Raw genomic sequence first — 16,218 nt, 5'->3', positions numbered from 1 at the left:
AACTTGGCCAACTGGCCGCCGCGCTCAGTCGAGCGACACCTTGGCGACCTTGTCCTTGTAGTCGTGCTTCGGGTCGCGGCCGAGCAGCAGTTTCAAACCCGCCAGCAGGCTCGATCCATTGAGCCAGATCTCGGCCTGCTCCGGGTCCAGTCGCAGTAGTGCGAGCTTGGGATCGTCCTTGCCGCCTTCGTACCAGGCGGCGATGAAGGGATTCCACAAGCGATCGATCACCGCGCGATCGTCATCGCGATGCAGGCTGCCGCGCACGCTGGCGAACAGCGCGTGATCCTTGGCGGCAAAGGCGGCGATCGCGCGATGGCCTTGGGCCAGCTGCTGCACCATCGCATTGTCGGTGGCGGTGAAGAACCAGATCGGCCCGCCCGCATCCCCTTCGATCATCGCGGTCATCGGCCGCGTGTGGCCATCGTCCACGCCCTCCAGCCCGAGCATGACGGTGCGGTCGGACTTGAGGGCTTTCCAGAACTGCTGTTCCAGGTCCTGCGGCGTGCTGGTCATGTGGCGCTCCTGCGAAAAGGTGCCGCCAGTGTCCGCACCCACCTGCTCATCCACTGTGGTGATGCAGTCGCCGGATATTGACGGCACCGCAACAGATGCGGCGGTGCTTCAGTCCTGGCCGCTTTCTTCCACGGTGAGCAGGCTTTCGGGCAATGCCTCCAGGCGCGCCTTCGGAATCGGCTGGCCACTGCGATCGGACAGGCCGTAGGTGCCGTCCTCGATCTTCTGCAGCGCGCGCTCTACGTCGCGAATCCGCACCGCGTTGTGCGCGATCAGTGCGGTGTCGTTGTCGCGCAAGGTGTTCTTCTGCGCGCCGTCGCCGGAGCTCTCCGCCTCGTTCATGGTCTCCTCCTGCAGCGTGTCTTCTTCCTGCTGCGAGGCCTGCGTATCGCCGCGCAGCTCCGCGCGCAGGTCGAGCAGGCGCTGCTTCTGCGTGGCGATGAAATCAGGGGACAGGGGCGAGGCGTCGGTAGGCATGGCAAATCCAATGGCAGGTTCGTGCCCACCGTAGGCGCCCCTGCGGGGCGATGCCGTGAATCCGATGAACCGCGCGCAACGCCGCGGCCGCGTGCGTCAGCGCGGTTGCTTCAGCACCGCGCCGAGCAGGCCGGGGAAGCGCGCGTCCAGCTCCTGCCGGCGCAAGGTGTTCAGGTGCGTGGTCCCGGCGGTCTGCGTATGCACCAGGCCCGCCTCGCGCAGGATACGGAAGTGATGCGACATGCTGGATTTGGGCCGGCCGAACTCCAGCTCGCCACACGTCGCCCGTTCCACGCTGTCCAGGTGGCGAACGATGTCCAGCCGCGCCGGGTCACTGAGCGCATGGAAAATGCGTTCCAGCGCGAAGGTCGACGGATCGGGATGCTTGTACGGGCGCATGACGGTCATGGTACCCGGGGTGACATAGAATCGATAGTTCGACTATTATCGAATTAATGGCGGCGACACGCTCTCCTGCCGCCTGCCCTCCCCCCCAAAGGAATCCGATGTCCGCGCTCTTCCAACCCTTCACCCTGAAGGACGTCACCCTGCGCAACCGCGTGGCGGTGCCGCCGATGTGCCAGTACGAGGCCGTCGATGGCCTGGCCAATGACTGGCACCACGTCCACTTGGCCGGCCTTGCCCGCGGCGGTGCCGGTCTGGTCATCGTCGAGGCCACCGGCGTCTCGCCCGAAGGCCGCATCACCCCCAACTGCCTGGGCCTGTGGAATGACCAGCAGGCCGAAGCGCTCAAGCCGATGGTGGCCGCGATCCAGGCCGCCGGCGCCGTGCCCGGCATCCAGATCGGCCACGCCGGCCGCAAGGCCAACGCCAACCGGCCGTGGGATGGCGACGACCACATCGCCCACGACGATCCGCGCTACTGGGAAACCCTGGCACCGTCGGCGATCGCCTTCGGCCAGGGCCTGCCGCGCGTGCCCAAGGCGATGACCCTGGCCGACATCCAGCGCGTGCGCGAGGACTTCGTGGCCGCGGCCAAGCGCGCGCATGAGGCAGGCTTCCAGTGGCTGGAACTGCACTTCGCCCACGGCTATCTGGGCCAGAGCTTCTTCTCGCCACATGCCAACCAGCGCGACGACCAGTACGGCGGCAGCGCCGAAAACCGCGGCCGTTTCCTGCTGGAAACGCTGGCCGCCGTGCGCAAGGTGTGGCCCGAACACCTGCCGCTGACCGCGCGCTTCGGCGTGATCGAATACGACGGCCGCGACGAGCAGACGTTGGCCGAGTCGATCGCGCTGGTGCAGGACTTCAAGCGTGAAGGCCTGGATATGCTGAGCGTCAGCGTCAACTTCACCATTCCCGACGTGAAGATTCCCTGGGGCCAATCGTTCCTGGCGCCGATCGCCAAGCGCGTGCGCCAGGAAACCGGCTTGCCGGTGTCCTCGGCCTGGGGCTTCGGCACGCCGGAGGCCGCGGAAGCGGCGGTGGCCAGCGAGTCGCTGGACCTGGTGATGGTGGGCCGTTCGCACCTGGCCGATCCGCACTGGACCTTCGCCGCCGCCAAGCAGCTGGGCGTGGAAAAGCCGTCGTGGACGCTGCCGGCGCCGTACGCGCACTGGCTGGAGCGTTACGCAAGCTGAGGTCATGGCGATGCGCGCCGCAGGCATCGGCGCGCATCGTTGGACATCGTGTTCAAGCGAAAGGCGCAATGCGTCCCTTCGCGTTTTGCAGGACGCGGATCAGATCGTCTGGTGCTGCGCGCGTTGCTGTTCGCTGAGCCGCAGGAAGCGCGCGGCGTTGTTGTAGAAGATGTCGCGCTTCTGCCCGGCATCCAGGAACGGTGCGCGGTTGACCGTCTCGATCGCACGGCCGATCGATTCTGGCCACACGCGACTGCCCGAACCGAACATCACGCGGTTGCCGAAGCCCGCTTCCACCATCGCCTGCAGGTCGCGATAGAACGCCGGCCTGGATTGCGTGTAGGCCAGCTGGCCGACATCGACATACACCTGCGGATGCGCATCCAGCACCGCCAGGAGTTCGTCCAGGGTCGGCTCGCCGGCATGCATCAGATACACGCGCAGGTGCGGATGGCGCGCCAATACATGGGCAAGCGTCTGCGGGCCGCCGCGCACCGCGCTGTGGTGCCGCGCGTCCGGCGCGGGGCCGGTGACGCGAATCCCGACCGGAAGATCAACCTCATCGGCCAGCGCCCAGAAGGCTTCCATGCGCGGATCGTCCAGGCCGATGCCGTGATGCTGCAGGCCCACTTCGCCCAGCACGGCCAGCGTGCCGGCGGCCTTCATCGCTTTGACCCGCGCCACGGTCTGCCGGTCGATCTGCAGCGGATCCAGCGGCAACGTGCTGGGGATGATCCGGCCCGGCGCGGCCTGTCGCCACGCAGGTATGGCATCGGCCTGTTCGGCATGCAGAACGCCGACCACGTTGTAATGCTGCAGCTGGGCCAGCGTGCGCTGGCGCATCGCGGCTTCGGCCTTGGGCGACCAGCTCACCGGCAGGCAAGCGTCCTGCGTCTGCGCGCCCATCGCACCTGCGCATGTGTCGTGCTTGGCCGGGGACGCCGGCACCGAAGCATGCAAGTGCATGTCGATGATCGGCGGGCGCCGCTCCGGTTCGGCCACGGCGGCCCAGGCGATGCTGGCAACCAGCAGGCACAGCACGCCAGGCATCAGGAATCGACCCTGCAGGCACAGCATCGCGCACATCAGCAGACGAGTGGTCATGCACGTTTCCCCAAAAGCGGCAGGCATCGGTCTGCAAGCAACGGTTGCGTCGCAGCGAGCTTTCATCTGAACGCAGGCCTGAACGGGGAACGGACACTGCGCCGCTTATTGCTGCGCAAGCTGCACAACGGCGCGTTGCTGGCGGGTGCGTGGACAGGCGCACCGGTCCGTGGAACGAAATCGGCATGGTCACCGCGCCCAATGGGAAGGTGGCCGCATTCCCGACCGACACGCGCCTGGACGAAGTCACGCGCTAGCGGCTGCGGGCCAACGTAGCGCGCGCGATCGCACACGCCTTGCAGTCGTGATCAGCGCAAGCGCAGCGTCAGCCAGATCAGCACCGCATAGCGCCCGACTTTGGCCAGGGTGACCAGCAGCAGGAACACCGGCAACCGCTCGCGCATCACGCCTGCGACCAAGGTGAGCGGATCGCCAACGATCGGCAGCCAGCTCAGCAGCAGCGTCCAGCGGCCATGACGCGCATACCAGCGCTGCGCGCGCGCCATCGCCTTGGGCCCGACCGGAAACCAGCGCCGCTCGCGGAAGCGCTCGATGCCGCGACCGAGCCACCAGTTGATCAGCGAGCCCAGCACGTTGCCCGTACTGGCCACCAGCAGCAGCCAGAGCGCCGGTCGACCGGAGAGCAACATGCCGACCAGCACCGCTTCGGACTGCAGCGGCAGCAAGGTGGCCGCAATCAGCGCGGCGAAGAACAGGCCCAGGTAGTCCATGGATTCGAACGCGTCAGTCGTCAATCACAACATTCGCCAGCACGGCGCAGGCGCGCGCAAGGCCGGTGCATACGCACGATCCAACAGGCAATGGCGCAACAGGGAAGAAGGACATGCGGCAGCGCGGCTCGTTCGAGACTTCTCCGATTGTCGCAGCTGCTTCACCCCGACGCGGCGCCCGATGGACGCTGCGTAGTTCGCATCTGAAAGGCCGACTTACGGCAAGCCGGCTTCCTTTGCCCAGATCACCGCATCGGCGCCGGCCGGCAGGCGCATCGGCGTGGCCGGATCGGTTGCTGCGCGATACACGGCGATGGCCACGTCTTCGGCCTGGGTCATCGGGCGGCCGGGTTCGCGCATGCCGGCGAGCGCCGCCTGCACGATCGGCGCGTAGTCGTCGGGCACGCTGCCCTGCATGCGCGGACCAGCGTTCTCGGCGAACTTGGTGGTCAGCGAAGCGCCGGGCAACACCAACGTGGCGCGCACGTTGAACGGCGCCAGTTCCACGGCCAGCGATTCGGTAAAGGCATTCACCGCGGCCTTGCTCGCGGTGTAGACCGAGACCAACGGCAGCGGGCGCAGCGTGACGGTCGAGGTCACATTGACCACCACGCCGGCCTTGCGCGCGCGGAACTGCGGCAGCACCGCCTGGGTCATGGCAATGGTGCCCAGCGTGTTGGTGGCGAACACCTCGTGCGCGATGTCCATCGAGGTGGCTTCCAGCGGCGTGAGCACGCCGATGCCGGCATTGTTGACCAGCACGTCGATCGGCCCGGCGTCGGCCAGGCAGCGCGCGATGCTGTCGGCGTCGGTCACGTCCAGCGCCAGCACGCGCAGCCGGTCGGAAGGCGGCAGCAGATCGGCTTTGGGCGTGCGCATGGTCGCGATGACCTGCCAGCCCTGCGCCAGGAAGTGCCGGGCGGTCTCCAGGCCGAAGCCGGACGAGCAGCCGGTAATCAGGACGGTGTTCATGGATTGACTCCTTGGTGGAAAAAACGACACGTCCACGATAGGCACCGTCACCAGGACTCACTACACTCACAAGTCCAAGATTCTTTCGCGTGAGTCCGGCCTTGACCGATCCGCTGACCGACGTCGTCACCCTGCTGCAGCCACGCGCGTCGCTGTCCAAGCTGGTCAGCGCCAGCGGCGCGTGGCGCGTCACCCGCACCGAGGTCGGCCGGCCGTTCTATTGCGTGGTGCTGGAAGGCGCGTGTGCGCTCTCGGTGGAAGGCGGCAGTCCGCTGGCGCTGGAGGCCGGCGACTTCATCCTGATCCCGGCGGCCAATCACTTCAGCATGTCCAGTGTGGACCCGGTGCCGATGGAAGACACCGATCCGGCGACCTTCATCGTGCGCGACGGGCATGTGCGCGTTGGCGATCCGCAACAGCCGCTGTCGGTGCAGTCGCTGCTGGGCTATTGCGCATTCGATTCGCCCGATGCCGCGCTGCTGGTCTCGCTGCTACCGCGGCTGCTGCACGTGCGCGGGCAGCCACGCCTGGCCACGCTGGTGCAGCTGGTGCGCGAGGAATCGCGCGCGGCGCGGCCCGCGCGCGAGGTCATCCTGTCGCGCCTGCTGGAAGTCCTGCTGATCGAAGCACTGCGTGCGACCACCGGCACCGAGGCATCTTCCGGCCTGCTCAACGGCCTGGCCGACGAACGCCTGGCCCAGGCGATCCGCGCGATGCACGCCCATCCCACCCAGCCGTGGACCGTGGCGCAACTGGCCGGCGAAGCGGCGCTATCGCGCTCGGCGTTCTTCGAGCGCTTCAACCGCACCGTGGGCGTGCCGCCGATGGAATACCTGCTGGCCTGGCGCATGGCGCTGGCCAAGGACCTGCTGCGCCGGCGCGAAGGCAGTGTGGCGCAGGTGGCCGAGCGCGTGGGTTACAGCTCGGCCAGCACCTTCAGCGTGGCCTTTGCCCGGCACGTGGGCCGGCCGCCGATGCGCTATGCGCGCGAGCAGGAAACCGTCGAGGCATGACGCCATCGCAGAACACCACAGAAACGGCCTTGCAGGCTGCAGGCGCGGACGACACACGCGCCCAAAGCAGGCTTAAACAAGGAGGTAGCGGCGAGGCCGCGCGAGGTCTGTACGAGCGCGTTCGCTGCGCTTCCCTCGCCGCCATGGTCTTCGCGGGCCGCACCCGCGCCAGATCCATCTTCCCCTCCCTGGGTCCGGACTCAGCCGGGACCGGGTCGGACTTTAGCGCGTTTTCCTTGCGTTGCGTGGCTGCAGCGCGCCTTGCACCCCAGCGCACAATCCTTCAACGTGCGTCCGTCGCTGCTCCAGGCCGTCGCATTCCCGCATGGCCTGCACGGGCCGGCATGACAGCACAGCAGGATCGAAGCAGCACGTGATGCGGATTTATCGGGTGGCGATCTATGTCCATCGCGACGGCCAACGGACCATGTTGTACGTCGGCCAGGCTATCGTTTCCTACGGCCAGCCCTGGCTGGTGCTGGAATGGGAGAACGAGGAGATCGGCATCCCGCGCAAGCGCCTGCCGCTGGACCCGGATCTGTTGCTGAAGCAACCACCGCTGGAGGAAGGCGTCGAAGCGGACTGGTCCTACAACGTGGACATGAAGCCGCTGCGCAAGCTGCACTAGCGCTTCGACGCGTTCACTCGGCGCGCGACAGGATCCGCGCCCAGGTCCAGCCGAACACCAGCCGCGCCACATCCTCGCCCAGCTCCGCGCGGGCCTGCACCAGAAACGCCTCGCACGCCTGCTCCATCGGCAGCCGCGTATCGGTGGCCATCGCATAGATTTTGCGCATCTGTTCCCAGCGGAAGGCGAACTGTTCGGCCGGGCAGCCCTTGAGCTCGGCCACCTGGCACCAATGGCGGTACTCGACCTCCATATCCCAGGTCTTGATGGCATCCGGCGGAAACATTCGAAAAAAGCCTGCGCGTGGGGACGGCGGTCGTTGCGCCGTGCCACAGGCTAACGGAGCGGCACATAAAAGGCGCGATTACGCCACAGCGCGTCGCACGCCGGATGGCCGGGCATTCATGTTGCGCGCGGCGCCACGCCGCCGTGTCCCTTGGTGCTGTCGTTTTGCGTGATCCATCGGCAACGCCACCACCGGCCCACGCACCGATGAAACGCCGGCTGCTGTTGATGTTGTTCCTGGCCAGCCACGCCGCTGGCGCACAAGAAGCCAATCCCGGCATGCGCGAACTGCGCACCCAGGTCATCGGCTGGGCGGCGCAGCTGCCGCCGAAGGGCAATGCCGCCACGCCGGCGCGGGCCGCCGGCAATCCCAGTTACAACGCCGCGCGGCAAGCGATGATGGCCGACTACGCTGCGTGGATCCGGCAGAGCTACCCCGCACCGGTCGGCGCCGTGGCCGAGCCGTGGTTCGAGGTGTATCCGGAAAAAGCCAACCCCAAGTTCTATATGCCGACCAGCTGGTCGACCAACCTGCGCTTCTGGAACCCCGCCTACGCCGACGCCAGCCGCAATATCGCCAGGCTCAAACCCGCGCAGCCGGCCGCCTCGTACGACATCCGCGTCGGCGCCAACGTGATTCCCGGGCTGATCGGCACCGGCTGGTTCGATACGCCGACCGCGCTGTACGTGACCTTCCCCGCCAGCCTCAGCGGCGAACCCACCGATCCCGAAGCCGCGGCCGTCTATGCCGAACCGCTGGCCCAGGCCCGGCGCGTGACCGATGGCCGGCTGACGTATCTGGCCGGGCAATCCATCCACGTGCTGCTGGGCATCGACCACATCCCGCTGACGCCGATCACCCGCCGGCAAGCGTTGGACGTGGCCGAAGCCGGCTGCCGCCGCGCCAACGCCAAAGGCGACAACCCCGACGACGCGCTCGCCCGCCAGCTGCAGGTCATCGAGCGCACGCGCAACAAGTATCGAGACAGCCTGGACCAGCCGGCGGCGTTGAACACCGAGCAATTCGGCCCCTACGCCTTCGATGGCACCGGCGATGCCGACTACGATCCGTTCGGCGCTGGCTTCAAGGGTGTGCGCTGGCCGATCTACACCATCGCGCCCGAGATCTACGCCGGCACGCGCAGCAACACGCCGATGTGGATGAGCGTGAGTTTTCCGGCCGTCAGGCTGAGCAAGATCGGACCGGACACGCCCTCGGGCCCATCGCAAACCGCGATCTGGAAGGTGATGACCGAGCGCTTCAACTACGACGCGGTCCAGCAGCTCGGGCTCTCGCCGGAGCAGGCGAAAAGCAGCCGCTATACGCCACGCAGCGGCGACTGAGCCCGACACGCGCTACGCGGCGGCGGCACTTGTGGGCCGCCGCCGCATATCGACTCAACCGTGCGCCGCGACCTGCGTGTAGTCCATCGCCCTGAGGTCTTCCAGGATCGTCGGCCCGGTCGGCGTCCAGCCCAGCCGCGCACACGTGATCGCGCTGGAGGCAATCATGTCCGCATCGGCGAACATCGCCATCCAGCCGAAATGCGCGGCGATTGCCTCGCCACGCACCGACACCACCGGCAAGCCCAGGCCGGCGCCGATCACCTCGGCCATCGCGCGCATCGACACGCCTTCCTCGGCGACCGCGTTGTGGCGCAGGCCGGGTTGTGCATGGGCCAGCGCCAACGCATACAGGCGCGCAACATCGCCGACGTGCGCGGCCGACCAGCGATTGCCGCCCTCGCCCACATACGCCACCTGGCCCTGGGCCAGGCACTGCGCGATATACGGCGTGATCAGGCCCTGCTTCTGCGTGTCATGCACCTGCGGCAGGCGCACGACCGAGACGTTGACGCCCTGCTGCAGCAGCGCTTCGCCCGCCTGTTCCGACGCCGCGCGCGGATGATGCGACTGTGTGTCGAACACCTCTTCCGTGGCGACCTGGCCGGGCTGCAACGCGCCCATGCCCACGCCGGAGGTGATGATCAATGGGCGATCCGAGCCCTTGAGCGTTTCGCCCAGCGCGGTGATGACGCGGCGGTCCTTCTCGCAGTTGGCGACGAAGTTGGCGAAGTCATGGTCGAACGCGGTGTGCAGCACCGCATCGGCCTGCGCCGCGCCGGCGCGCAGGCTGTCCAGGTCTTCCAGCGTGCCGCGATGCACGTCGGCACCGGCGGCCTGCAACGCCTGCGCGCCCGCATCGGAACGGGTCAGGCCCAGCACGTCGTGACCGGCCTTCAGCAGTTCGGGAACAACGCGCGAGCCGATGAAGCCGGTCGCACCAGTAAGAAACACACGCATGGGACATCTCCATTGAAGTCGGCCCGCAGCATCGGCCCGCCCGCCACGCCGTACCAGCCGTGACGTTATCCCGGTATCGCGACTAACAGGCTGGCGGCCCGTCTCGAACGCTGGCAATGCAAGGCGGTCGGTGCTCCATCGCTCAGACCTGCGCCCCTTACCCGTGAAACCTGAAAGTCCCCGCAGGCAAGCGCCGAGAATTTGCACGTAACGCCATCAAAACGTGCTCTTTTCCCTGTGTTTCTCCAAGCCTGAAGCGCTCGCGGGAATGCGAATTCAAATCCCCTTTGCGCCTCCCTATCCTGTGACGCGACCTCGCCCTGACGGAGACACGCCCATGACATCCATCGATCACGCCGGCACGTTCACCCTCGGCAGCCGCACCGTGAAGCGCCTCGGCTACGGCGCGATGCAGCTGGCCGGACCGGGTGTCTTCGGCCCACCCAAGGATCGCGATGCCGCGCTGGCGGTCCTGCGCGAAACGGCCGCACTGGGGATCGATCACATCGACACCAGCGATTTCTACGGCCCGCACGTCACCAACCAGCTGATCCGCGAAGCACTGCATCCCTATGCCGACAGTTTGACCCTGGTCACCAAGATCGGCGCCAAGCGCGGCAGCGATGCCTCCTGGCAGCCCGCCTACTCGCCGGCCGAACTGACCAGCGCCGTGCACGACAACCTGCGCAACCTGGGCCGCGACGTGCTGGACGTGGTCAACCTGCGGATCATGTTCTCGGTGCATGGCCCCAGCGAAGGCAGCATCGCCGAGCAGGTCGACACCCTGGCCGAGCTGCAGAAGCAAGGCCTGGTGCGCCACATCGGCTTGAGCAACGTCACGCCCACGCAGGTCGCGCAGGCGCGGACGCAGGTCGAGATCGTCTGCGTGCAGAACATGTACAACCTGGCGAACCGCCACGACGACGCGTTGATCGACACGCTCGCCGCTGATGGCATCGCCTACGTGCCGTTCTTCCCGCTGGGCGGCTTCAGCCCGCTGCAATCCGATGCGCTCTCCGACGTCGCCCGGCAGCTCGATGCCACGCCCATGCAAGTCGCGCTGGCCTGGCTGCTGCAGCGCTCGCCCAACCTGCTGCTGATCCCGGGCACGTCCTCAGTGGCGCATCTGCGCGAAAACCTCAAGGCCGCCACGCTCACGCTGCCATCCGAAGCGGTCGGCAAGCTGGATGCCATCGCCGGTTAGCCGTTGCGCTATCACGGGGCCGGCGCAAGCAACACGCTGGCCTTGTGACCCACCACCGCTCACAGCACCAAGCCCAGGATGCGGTCGTCGTAGTCCCGGCCGCCGACATTGAACTGGCGCGTGCCTACCTGGTCGAAGCCCAAGCGCGTGTAGAAGGCGATCGCATCTGAGTTGTTGGCGTAGACACCCAGCAACAGGCGCCGCGCGCCGGCCGTGCGCGCATGGTCGATCGCGGTACGCATCAGCCGCTTGCCCACGCCCTGGCCGCGCAGCTTGTCCAGCAGATAGATGCGCTTGAACTCGAGATCGCTGGCATCCAGATCAGCTAGCGGCAACTGCGCGGGCGCCACGACCAGATACCCCACCGGCGCCGCGCCCGGTGCAAGTTCGGCCAGCCACAGCGCATGGCGCGGCGTGGCGAGCCACTGCGTGTAGAGACTCGGCGCGTGGGCTTTCGCGCAATGCGCCACGATGTCCGCGCCGCCCAGCACGCCGGCGAAAGTTTCCAGGAACGTTGCTTGCCCGACCAAAGCAAGTGCTGCGGCATCGCTTGCGATCGCGGGCCGGATCGTCACTTCACTCGACATCGCACTTTTCCCTTTTCGCGCGGACACGAACGCAGCTTGCACCAAGGCGCCCGCGTTGCGTCAACGCGCGCTCAGCCTTTCAGCCTGGTCTTGATCTCGGTGACGGTTGCTTCCCAGGCGGCAGTTTCGTCGACCTCGTCCCAGAGTTCCTTCAGCTCGGAACCTTCGCCGACGATACGCGCCAGCGCGGCCAACGCGAGCTGGACCAGGTCATCGCTAGCGGCCGGCCTGGTGCGCGCCAGCCATTCGGTCAGTTCCTCGTCGGCCTGCGCGGCCGCGGTGGGACGGCCGATGGCCGCGGCCACCACTTCGGCAGCGGCCAGGCCGTAGCAGGCTTCGGGCGCCTCCAGCGCGTCGCCCGCGGCGAGCACGGCCGCCAACGCCTCGCCGACCACGTTCAGATCATTGCCATCGACCACATCGGCGATGAAATCCGCTGCGTCGTCGTTCTCGAATGATCCATGTCCCCAGGCGCCCATGCGTTGCTCCTTCTCGATATCGTGGCGTCACACGCTGATGCATCAGCCGATGTGACCGCGTTCAGTCATGCGGGATGCGCCGACGGTACGCCGCTTCCCGCCGCCTCACGATGCACGCAGATCGCGCACGTTGTGTGTCAGGCCTGCCACCGATGTCGCGTCCTGCAGCTTGAGCGCATCGGCCAGCAGCATTTCGTAGAGCTGGATGCGCAAACGCATGTTGACCGCGACCAGGCCGATCACCCAGGTCACCACGAGAAACAGGCCCAGCCCCGTGAGCCAGGACGGCAACGCCCACAGGTCATGCCAGCTGCGCAATGCGATTAATGCGGCGATGAAAGCCGGCAGCAGGCCGAGCTTTTCCGCCCCACCCGCAAGCAGCCCGAGCTTGGCCGACAGGCGCACCTGCGCATGCTGGGCGAACTGCAGGTGATCCTGCAGCGCCTCGCGCGGGTAGGTTGCCAGCCACTGTTTCAGCTCGGCGAACAGCGGCCGGTCGTGATCGAGCTGCGCGATCCACGTCGTGCGGTGGTGGACGATGTCGCGAATGAGAACAAAGCCACCGCGCAAAATGGCCGGCGCCCACGCTGCGTATGTCACGACCACGCCCACCCGCGCCATCCACAGCATCCAAAGCTCCGGCGCCATGACCTTGATCAGCAGCGACGGCAGGATGCCCACGATGGCGCCTGCGGCGCCGACCACACTGAGGCGCACGATCCAGGCCGGATGCTTGAGGACTTCCAGCGGGCACTCGGGCAACTGTTTGATCCGCGCGTCGAGCAACGCGAAGGAAAGCGGCTCCATTTCCTGACGCTCCATGTCATCGATGCCTTAGATCCAACTCAACACAAAGCGAAGGACACCTTGCGCGTCCTTCGCCATTCAAGACGGGCGCTTGGCTCAGCCTTCGGCCGCCCCAGGCGCGGTATACGCCAGGCTGCGATGCAGGGCGCGGGCAATCTCCACGTCGGCTTCGTCGTCGAAGTAGACGGCCATCTGCACATGGCTGGTCTCGGCGAAGGCATAGCCGTAGTAGCCGGGCATGCGCTGGTCGTCTTCATCGGCGTCTTCGTCGGCATCCTCGTCCGTTTCCTCGGCCAGGCGGTAGGCGTAGAACAGGGTCTCGCCGTCCTGGGCCTGCTCGACGCCTTCCGCGTCGGGCGACATGTGCTGCTTCAGGTCTTCCAGGCGCTCGGCGATGCTGGCGTGCTCGTCGTTGTGCCAGATCGTCATCCAGATGGTGATGCGCGGGTTCCACAGCACCAGATCGCCGTCTTCGATGCGGCGGTTGTAGGGCGCATCCAGCGTGATCGCCCACTCGGGCGTGAGCGGGTGCAGACCTTCGACGACGGGGAAATCAGGATGGAGTGACATGGGCGGGACCTTGCGATTGCCGGCAAACGAGGCGCATAGCGTAACCGGCGCAAAGGATCAGGCGTCACCCGGCGCGTCCAGGCAACCGGTTCCCTGCGCCAGGGAATCTGCCGGCCAGTTGATCGACCCGTGACCGGGTGGTGTTGCCTTGCCCGAGGCAGGCACTACGATCGCAAGCGGCCCTGCACATGGAAAGCCAACGGATGAGATCGACGCGGTGGCGCACGGGCGCCTGCCTGGTTCTGCTCACAGCCGCGTCTCTTGCGCTGGCGCAAGCATCGACCCAGACGAATGCCGGCATGCACCTCGCCAGCCTGTCCGTCGAAAGCACGGACCGTCCGCTGGCCCTGGCGACCGAACACCCGAGGTTCGCCTGGGTGGTGCAGGACGCGCCGCGCGGCACCGCCCCGGTGGCCTATCGGATCGAGGTGGCGCGCAGTCGCCAGGCGCTGGATCAGGATCAGCCCGATGTGTGGGACAGCGGCGACGTGACGTCACATGCTTCCTTCGGCGTGGCCTATGAAGGGCCAGCATTGCAGCCGTTCACCCGCTACTACTGGAAAGTCGTCGCGACCACCACGCAGGGCCGCGTCAGCGCGCAATCGTGGTTCGAGCGTGGCCCGATGACAGGCGAGGACTGGTCGGCCAGCGCATGGATCAGCAAGCCGGCCAACGGCACCACTGCCGCACCACTGCTGCGCACAGGCTTCACCGTAGCGCCGGGCCTGCGCACGGCGCGGCTCTATGTCGCGGCCGGCGGCTATGCCGACGTGTCGATCAACGGCCAGCCTGCCAGTGATGCGGTGCTCTCGCCCGACTTCACCGATTACGACAAGCGCGTGCTCTACCAGGCGCATGACGTGACCGATCGCCTGGTGCCGGGCCGTAACGCCATCGGCATCGTGCTGGGGCGCGGCTTTTACGGCCTGACCAACCCGAATGTCTGGCATTGGGAAAAGGCCCCCTGGCATGGCGAGCCGCGTGTGCGCGCCCTGCTGCGGCTCTGCTACGACGACGGCCGCTGCCAGACCGTCGGCACCGGCCCGGACTGGAAGGCGCACGTTGGCCCGACCCTGCTGGACGATGTCTACGGCGGTGAAACCTACGATGCGCGCGCCGCGCAACCCGGCTTCGACCGGCCTGAGTTCGACGATCGCCGCTGGGCGCACGCCGCGCTGCTGCCAGCGCCCAAGGGCGTGCTGCAGGCGCAGGTGGAACCGCCGATCCGCGTGGCGCAGACCCTGGCGGCCACGGCGGTCAGCCAGCCCAGGCCCGGCGTCTACGTGTTCGCCTTTCCTCGCGTGATCGCCGGCTGGGCCACGCTGAAGGTGCACGGCAAGCCTGGCGACACCGTGACGATGACCTACGGCGAGAAGCTGCTGCCTAATGGCAGCGTCGATGCGCGCGATGACCATCACTACTTCAAGCAGGGCTTCCAGACCGATCGCGTGACGCTGGCCGGCACGGGTGAGGAAACCTGGCATCCGCGCTTTTCGTGGAAGGGCTTCCGCTACGTGCAACTTGATGGCTGGCCCGGCGACACGCCGCCATCGCTTGAGGCGGTGACCGCACAGGTGGTGCATACCGATGCCAAGGTGATCGGGCATTTCTCCAGCAGCAACACGCTGCTCGACTGGATCCACACCGCGACGGTCGACACGCTGCTCAACAACCTCTACGGCCTGCCCACCGACACGCCGATGTACGAGAAGAACGGCTGGACCGGCGACGGCATGCTCGGCGCGGACATGATGCTGCGCAATCTCGCCGCCGCCCCGCTGCTGGCCAAGTGGGTGCAGGACATCGCCGACACGCGCACCCCGCAGGGCGCGCCGTTGCTGATTGCCCCCAACCCCGGCTGGGGCACCGGCCGCGCGCCGCCGTGGCATGCCGCCTATGTGCTGGTGCCGTGGTCTCTGTACTGGCAGCGCGGCGATCACCAGGTGCTGGCCGATCACGCGCCCGGCATGGCGCGCTATGTCGACCTGGAAGACCAGCGCTCGCCCGACGGCATCGCCGAGACCGACCTGGGCGACTGGGTCAGCCCCAGCACCGCGCCCGATGGCGAGAACGCGCCGGAAGACAAGCGCATCGCCGCCACCGCCTATCTCTATCGCATGGCCATCGCGATGGCCGATGTCGGCACCGCGCTGGACGATGCGGCGATGGCACGGCACTTCGCCACGCGCGCCGCGGCCGTGCGAACGGCGTTTAACGCGCGCTTTTTCGATGCCGCGACCGGGCGCTATCGCGGCGAAGGAGACGACGGCGTGCGCCAGACACACCAGCTGCTGGCACTCGATTTCGGCCTTGTGTCGGACGAGCAGCGCACGCGCGTGGCCGATGCCTTGGTCGACGCCGTGCACGCGCATGACGATCACCTCGACACCGGCGCGCTGGGCACCAAGCTGCTGTTGCCGACGCTGACCGACACCGGCCATCCCGACCTGGCGATGAAGGTTGCCACGCAGACCACGTTCCCCGGCTGGGGGTTCTGGCACGCCAACGGCGCCACCAGCCTGTGGGAACACTGGAAACTCGCCTCGCGCTCGCGCGGGCACTACTTCCTCGGCACCATCGACGATTGGCTCTACGACGATGTCGCCGGCCTGCGCCCGCTCGCGCCCGGCTGGCAGCGCATCGGCATCCAGCCGGCGTTGACGCGCCAGCTCGACCACGCCGCCGCCGACACGCTGACGCCCTACGGCAAGGCGTCCGTCGACTGGACCCGCACGCCCACCCAGTTCCGCATCGCCATCGACATCCCCGTCGGCGCGGAAGCCGATGTCCGCCTGCCGGTCAGTCCCGATGCGCCGCTGGAAGAATCAGGCCAGCCGCTGCGTCGCGTGGAAGGGGTCCGCGATGTGCACGCGTGCGGGGAGGACGTTTGTTTCGTATTGGCGTCGGGGCGGTACCGGTTCGCCGGCACGCATCGTTAAA

18 protein-coding genes are annotated in these 16,218 nt (G+C 67.2%); 6 read left to right on the top strand and 12 right to left on the bottom strand.

All coding sequences use genetic code 11. From position 1 onward, the window contains the following. Nucleotides 1-24: 24 nt before the first annotated feature. The 3 genes from BMZ17_RS09225 to BMZ17_RS09215 form a co-directional block, all read right to left on the bottom strand. Nucleotides 25-516, bottom strand: a complete 492-nt coding sequence (locus BMZ17_RS09225) for a pyridoxamine 5'-phosphate oxidase family protein (RefSeq protein WP_093139537.1) — start codon at nt 514-516, stop codon at nt 25-27. 108 nt (nt 517-624) lie between these two features. Then, nucleotides 625-993, bottom strand: coding sequence for a TraR/DksA family transcriptional regulator (locus tag BMZ17_RS09220; protein ID WP_093138305.1), 369 nt, complete (start codon nt 991-993; stop codon nt 625-627). 96 nt (nt 994-1,089) lie between these two features. Continuing rightward, nucleotides 1,090-1,401: an ArsR/SmtB family transcription factor gene (locus BMZ17_RS09215; RefSeq protein ID WP_254775263.1), complete on the bottom strand. Its 312-nt coding sequence runs from the start codon at nt 1,399-1,401 to the stop codon at nt 1,090-1,092. A gap of 98 nt (nt 1,402-1,499) precedes the next feature. Here BMZ17_RS09215 and BMZ17_RS09210 point away from each other — a divergent pair, with 98 nt between their 5' ends. Beyond that, the gene (locus tag BMZ17_RS09210; RefSeq protein WP_093138304.1) at nt 1,500-2,594 is read left to right on the top strand and encodes an NADH:flavin oxidoreductase/NADH oxidase; all 1,095 of its coding nucleotides are present in this window, start codon (nt 1,500-1,502) and stop codon (nt 2,592-2,594) included. Between the two features lie 99 nt (nt 2,595-2,693). Here BMZ17_RS09210 and BMZ17_RS09205 read toward each other — a convergent pair whose 3' ends face one another. From BMZ17_RS09205 to BMZ17_RS09195, 3 genes are all read right to left on the bottom strand, one after another. Continuing rightward, nucleotides 2,694-3,698 carry an amidohydrolase family protein gene (locus tag BMZ17_RS09205; protein ID WP_175485539.1) on the bottom strand — a complete coding sequence of 335 codons (1,005 nt, stop codon included), beginning with the start codon at nt 3,696-3,698 and terminating at the stop codon, nt 2,694-2,696. Between the two features lie 308 nt (nt 3,699-4,006). Next, a complete protein-coding gene (locus BMZ17_RS09200) occupies nt 4,007-4,429 on the bottom strand; it encodes a YqaA family protein (RefSeq protein ID WP_093138302.1) in 423 nt (140 codons plus the stop codon). 216 nt (nt 4,430-4,645) lie between these two features. Continuing rightward, complete coding sequence (locus BMZ17_RS09195) at nt 4,646-5,401, bottom strand: SDR family oxidoreductase (RefSeq protein ID WP_093138301.1); 756 nt, start codon at nt 5,399-5,401, stop codon at nt 4,646-4,648. A 101-nt stretch (nt 5,402-5,502) separates the two neighbouring features. On the opposite strand from BMZ17_RS09195, the gene BMZ17_RS09190 reads away from it, so the two are divergent. Together BMZ17_RS09190 and BMZ17_RS09185 are read left to right on the top strand one after the other, a co-directional pair. Continuing rightward, nucleotides 5,503-6,414 carry an AraC family transcriptional regulator gene (locus BMZ17_RS09190; protein WP_093138300.1) on the top strand — a complete coding sequence of 304 codons (912 nt, stop codon included), beginning with the start codon at nt 5,503-5,505 and terminating at the stop codon, nt 6,412-6,414. A 376-nt stretch (nt 6,415-6,790) separates the two neighbouring features. After that, nucleotides 6,791-7,042, top strand: a complete 252-nt coding sequence (locus BMZ17_RS09185; protein ID WP_093138299.1) for a hypothetical protein — start codon at nt 6,791-6,793, stop codon at nt 7,040-7,042. 13 nt (nt 7,043-7,055) lie between these two features. Here BMZ17_RS09185 and BMZ17_RS09180 read toward each other — a convergent pair whose 3' ends face one another. After that, complete coding sequence (locus BMZ17_RS09180) at nt 7,056-7,328, bottom strand: hypothetical protein (RefSeq protein ID WP_093138298.1); 273 nt, start codon at nt 7,326-7,328, stop codon at nt 7,056-7,058. A 206-nt stretch (nt 7,329-7,534) separates the two neighbouring features. Between BMZ17_RS09180 and BMZ17_RS09175 the strand changes: the two genes are divergently transcribed. Beyond that, nucleotides 7,535-8,671: a hypothetical protein gene (locus BMZ17_RS09175; RefSeq protein WP_093138297.1), complete on the top strand. Its 1,137-nt coding sequence runs from the start codon at nt 7,535-7,537 to the stop codon at nt 8,669-8,671. Nucleotides 8,672-8,725: 54 nt separating this feature from the next. Here the strand turns inward: BMZ17_RS09175 and BMZ17_RS09170 are convergent, their stop codons facing one another. Continuing rightward, complete coding sequence (locus BMZ17_RS09170; protein WP_093138296.1) at nt 8,726-9,631, bottom strand: SDR family oxidoreductase; 906 nt, start codon at nt 9,629-9,631, stop codon at nt 8,726-8,728. A gap of 337 nt (nt 9,632-9,968) precedes the next feature. On the opposite strand from BMZ17_RS09170, the gene BMZ17_RS09165 reads away from it, so the two are divergent. Beyond that, nucleotides 9,969-10,835, top strand: a complete 867-nt coding sequence (locus BMZ17_RS09165; RefSeq protein ID WP_093138295.1) for an aldo/keto reductase family oxidoreductase — start codon at nt 9,969-9,971, stop codon at nt 10,833-10,835. A 59-nt stretch (nt 10,836-10,894) separates the two neighbouring features. On the opposite strand, the gene BMZ17_RS09160 is transcribed toward BMZ17_RS09165, so the two are convergent. From BMZ17_RS09160 to BMZ17_RS09145, 4 genes are all read right to left on the bottom strand, one after another. Continuing rightward, on the bottom strand, nt 10,895-11,422 hold the full coding sequence (locus tag BMZ17_RS09160; RefSeq protein ID WP_093138294.1) for a GNAT family N-acetyltransferase: 528 nt from the start codon (nt 11,420-11,422) through the stop codon (nt 10,895-10,897). Between the two features lie 71 nt (nt 11,423-11,493). After that, entirely contained in the window at nt 11,494-11,901 is a 408-nt protein-coding gene (locus BMZ17_RS09155) for a DUF4259 domain-containing protein (protein ID WP_093138293.1), read from the bottom strand. Nucleotides 11,902-12,006: 105 nt separating this feature from the next. Continuing rightward, complete coding sequence (locus tag BMZ17_RS09150) at nt 12,007-12,582, bottom strand: hypothetical protein (RefSeq protein WP_139202865.1); 576 nt, start codon at nt 12,580-12,582, stop codon at nt 12,007-12,009. Nucleotides 12,583-12,804: 222 nt separating this feature from the next. After that, entirely contained in the window at nt 12,805-13,278 is a 474-nt protein-coding gene (locus tag BMZ17_RS09145; RefSeq protein WP_093138291.1) for a hypothetical protein, read from the bottom strand. Between the two features lie 299 nt (nt 13,279-13,577). On the opposite strand from BMZ17_RS09145, the gene BMZ17_RS09140 reads away from it, so the two are divergent. Beyond that, nucleotides 13,578-16,217 (top strand): family 78 glycoside hydrolase catalytic domain, encoded by a 2,640-nt coding sequence (locus tag BMZ17_RS09140; protein ID WP_175485538.1) that lies wholly within the window; start codon nt 13,578-13,580, stop codon nt 16,215-16,217. Nucleotide 16,218 lies beyond the last annotated feature (1 nt).

The sequence above is a fragment of the Pseudoxanthomonas sp. GM95 genome, from assembly GCF_900109775.1.
GTDB lineage: Bacteria > Pseudomonadota > Gammaproteobacteria > Xanthomonadales > Xanthomonadaceae > Pseudoxanthomonas_A.
Note: the sequence above shows the minus strand (reverse complement) of the source record. Positions and strands in the feature narration are given on the sequence as shown.